The organism is Brevundimonas sp. (genome assembly GCF_041911375.1).
GTDB lineage: Bacteria > Pseudomonadota > Alphaproteobacteria > Caulobacterales > Caulobacteraceae > Brevundimonas.
In genome coordinates this window covers 1-3,402 of the sequence record NZ_JAYRPA010000007.1, presented here as the reverse complement: position 1 = coordinate 3,402, position 3,402 = coordinate 1, and the positions used below count along the sequence as shown (strand labels likewise).

Here is a 3,402-nt window from a genome sequence, read left to right as displayed (position 1 = left end):
TCCGTCGCGGGGCCGCGTTGCCCGCAGACCGGCCGACCCGAAACGCGCTCGACGAACGAGGACTGCCTGACCCTGAACATCGCCCGGCCGTCGGCGCCGGCGTCCGGGCCTCGCGCGGTCCTGGTCTATGTGCATGGCGGCGCGGCGGTCAGCGGCGCGGCCAACGACCACGACGGCGCCGCCCTGGCCCGGGACGGCGACATCGTGGTGGTCAGCGTCAACTATCGCCTGGGCGCCCTGGGCTTCATGACCCATCCCGCCTTCGCCGCGGAAGACGACGGCGGTCGGGCGGGAAACTACGGCGTGATGGACGTGACCGCCGCCCTGGACTGGGTTCGCGACAACATCGCGGCCTTCGGCGGCGATCCGGCGAAGGTGACGCTGGCGGGCGAATCCGCCGGCGGCACCGTCATCTGCCCCTTGCTGGCGGGCCAGGAGGCCGGGCGGCTGTTCCGGGCCGCGATCGTGTCCAGCGACGACTGCCTGCACGACGTCGACGACCTGACCGTCGCCATCGGCCGGGGACTGGAGACCGCGCGCGCCCTGGGCTGCGAAGGCGTGACGGATCCCGTCGCCTGCCTGCGCGCCCGGCCGGTCGAGGCGATCCTGACGGCCGGCGGCTTCGCCGCGCCGCATTTCGGCGGCCGCGGCGCGCCCGACGCAGCGGCGCTGGACCGGATAATCCGCAGCGGCCGTGCGCCCATCCCGATCATCATCGGCGCGACGCGCGAGGAAGGCCGCATCGGCGGCCCCGCCTTCCTCGGCTTCGACCACGCCGACTATCGCGCCTGGCTGCGGCGGCTGGTGGACGAGGCGTCGGCGGCCCGGATCGAGGCGGCTTACCCCTATCCGGAGGAGAACGGGGCGCAGGCCGCCGCCGAGGTCATCAGCCGCATTCTGACCGACAGCGGCATGCGCGGCTTCGGCGGCTGCGCGACCCTGGCCCTGTCCGAGGCCGCCGCCGCGCACGGTCCGGCGTGGCTGTACGAATTCGCCGACATCGATCCGCCGATGTGGGACGCCGGGCCGTGGCGCCTGGGGGCCGCCCACAGCGCGGAACTGGCCTATCTGTGGCCCGACGGCGGCGCCTTCGCCGGACAATCCGCCCGGTTCGACGACGATCAGCGGGCCCTGGCCTTGCGCATGCGGCTGCGCTGGGGCGCCTTCGTTCGCACCCTTTCGCCGAACGCGCCGGGGCTGGCGGACTGGCGTCCGCTGGACGCGGCGCCGACCGCCCTGGTGTTCCAGCCGACGGGCGACGCCGTCGTGCCGACCCAGGCCCTTGCGCAGGCGCACCGCTGCGACCTGTGGCGGTCGATGCCGTGGATCATGGATCGCGGGGAAGGCTGACGGCTTCTCTCCCGCCCCGTGAGGCTCTAAGCAGCGGCCATGTCCGATCTCGCTCCGCCCGCCGTCATCCTCGACAAGCCGCAACTGGCCGACAACATCGGCGCCGTGGCGCGGGTGATGGCCAACTTCGGCCTGACCGACCTGCGGCTGGTCAGCCCCCGCGACGGCTGGCCCCAAGACCGGGCCTGGGCCACCGCCTCGGGCGCCGACTGGGTGCTGGAGGGCGTGCGGGTCTTCGACAGCGTGGCCGAGGCGATCGCCGACCTGAACACCGTCTTCGCCACCACGGCCCGCCCGCGCGAGACGCGCCAGCCCGTCCGCACCCCGCGCGAGGCCACCCGCGTCCTGTACGACGACACCGCCTCCGGCCTGAAGGCCGGCCTGCTGTTCGGCGGCGAGCGTGCCGGGCTGGAGACGACCGACATCGCCCTGTGCGCCGGCATCGTCACCATCCCCATCGATCCGAAGCACCATTCGCTGAACCTGGCCCAGGCGGTGGCGATCAACGCCTATGAGTGGCGCACCCTGATCCTGGACGCGCCGCCGCCCCGGTTCCGCGAGGGCGAGCCGCCGGCCTCCAACGCCCTGCTGCTGGGGATGTACGAGCATCTGGAGGAGGAGCTGGAGAACGGCGGCTTCTTCTATCCGCCCGAGAAGAAGCGTTCGATGAGCCAGAACCTGCGCGTCATGCTGGGCCGCGCCGCCTTCACCGAGCAGGAGGTCGCCACCATGCGCGGCGCCATCCACGCCCTGGCCCGCGGCCGCGGCCGGGTGCTGGCCAAGCTGGCGGCCGAGCGGGCGGGCAAGAAGGACTAGCCGCCCTCCGAAGCGACGATGAATTCAGGGCCGGGACCCGAACAGGATCACCGCCGCGCCGGCCAGACAGACCGCGCCCCCGATCAGGTCCCATCGGTCGGGGAAGGTCTTCTCCACCGCGGCCATCCAGACCAGCGAGGCGCAGATATAGACGCCGCCATAGGCGGCGAACGCCCGCCCCGCCGCATCCGTCGGAACCAGCGTCAGCAACCACGCGAACAGCGCCAGGCTCAATATTCCCGGCGCCAGCCAAAGCGGCGACCGATCCAGCTTCAGCCAGGCCCAGAAGGCGAAACATCCGGCGATCTCGGTCAGGGCCGCGAGGGGATAGATGAGGGCGAGCTTCATCGTCCGGGCTCGCCAAACCAGCCGAACGCCAAGTCCCGCCACTGCGGATTGGTCTTCTCAATCAAGGCCAATTTCCAGCCGCGCCGCCATTTCTTGATCGCTTTCTCTCGAATGATCGCCTCGATCATGCTCTCGTGCTGCTCATACCAGACCAGCGTCTTGCAGCCGTGGTCGGCCGCGAAGCCCGGGGTGACGCCGGCGCGATGCTGCCAGACGCGCTGGAGCAGGTCGCTGGTCACGCCGGTATAGGTCGTCCCGTTGCGGCGATTGGCCATGATGTAGACGGCGATGATGGCGTCGGCTCTCATGAAGAGACGGGACCACGCACCCGCAAGCTGCACAATAGCCGTCACTCCGGGGCCGCGCAGCGGAACCCGGAGCCCAGGGCGGTCCCGCGCTGGTGGACGCGGTCCTGGGTTCCGGGTTCTTCGCTGCGCGAAGCCCCGGAAAGACGAAGGAAGAAGAGCCCCTAGCGGCGCAGGTCCAGCAGGTCGGACCAGCGCCAGGTGCCTCGACCCAGCGCCAGCTTGGCGCCGTCGGCGCGGTCGTCCAGGGCCAGGACCGCCAGGCCGCGCATGGCCTGGGCGCGGCATTCGGCCGGGGCGAAGGCGACCTCGACCGAGATGGCCTGACGCACGCCGGCCAGGCCCTTCCCCTCCTGGCCGCGGCTCTGCAGCCAGTCGCCGTCCCACACCTGGATGGCCCGGCCGCCGGCGTTCATCTCGCGGTGGGCGGCCTCGACGGCGGAGCGCACCTCCATGTCGTCGCGCAGGGCCGCCTGAAGCCGCTTGAGCATGTCGCAGCCGCCGCCGGATCCGCCGCCGCCGCCGCCCGCGCCAGAGCCCCCTCCCCCGCCGCCGGGCCCGACGCCGACACGCGTCGCGCCCG

At 72.3% G+C, this 3,402-nt stretch carries 4 protein-coding genes and 1 pseudogene; 2 read left to right on the top strand and 3 right to left on the bottom strand.

All coding sequences use genetic code 11. The annotated features are described in order from the left end of the window. Together ACE3PU_RS01155 and ACE3PU_RS01150 are read left to right on the top strand one after the other, a co-directional pair. Nucleotides 1-1,350: carboxylesterase family protein (locus ACE3PU_RS01155; RefSeq protein ID WP_374385781.1), on the top strand; the 1,350-nt coding region annotated here is incomplete at its 5' end. 39 nt (nt 1,351-1,389) lie between these two features. Next, nucleotides 1,390-2,166, top strand: coding sequence for an RNA methyltransferase (locus ACE3PU_RS01150; RefSeq protein WP_374385779.1), 777 nt, complete (start codon nt 1,390-1,392; stop codon nt 2,164-2,166). 24 nt (nt 2,167-2,190) lie between these two features. Here ACE3PU_RS01150 and ACE3PU_RS01145 read toward each other — a convergent pair whose 3' ends face one another. The 3 genes and pseudogenes from ACE3PU_RS01145 to ACE3PU_RS01135 all read right to left on the bottom strand — a co-directional run. Next, nucleotides 2,191-2,514, bottom strand: coding sequence for a YnfA family protein (locus tag ACE3PU_RS01145; RefSeq protein ID WP_374385777.1), 324 nt, complete (start codon nt 2,512-2,514; stop codon nt 2,191-2,193). Beyond that, nucleotides 2,511-2,822: a GIY-YIG nuclease family protein gene (locus ACE3PU_RS01140; RefSeq protein ID WP_374385775.1), complete on the bottom strand. Its 312-nt coding sequence runs from the start codon at nt 2,820-2,822 to the stop codon at nt 2,511-2,513. Before ACE3PU_RS01140 ends, ACE3PU_RS01145 begins: the two co-directional genes overlap by 4 nt. A gap of 161 nt (nt 2,823-2,983) precedes the next feature. After that, a pseudogene (locus tag ACE3PU_RS01135) lies at nt 2,984-3,402 on the bottom strand (hypothetical protein); the annotation flags it as partial.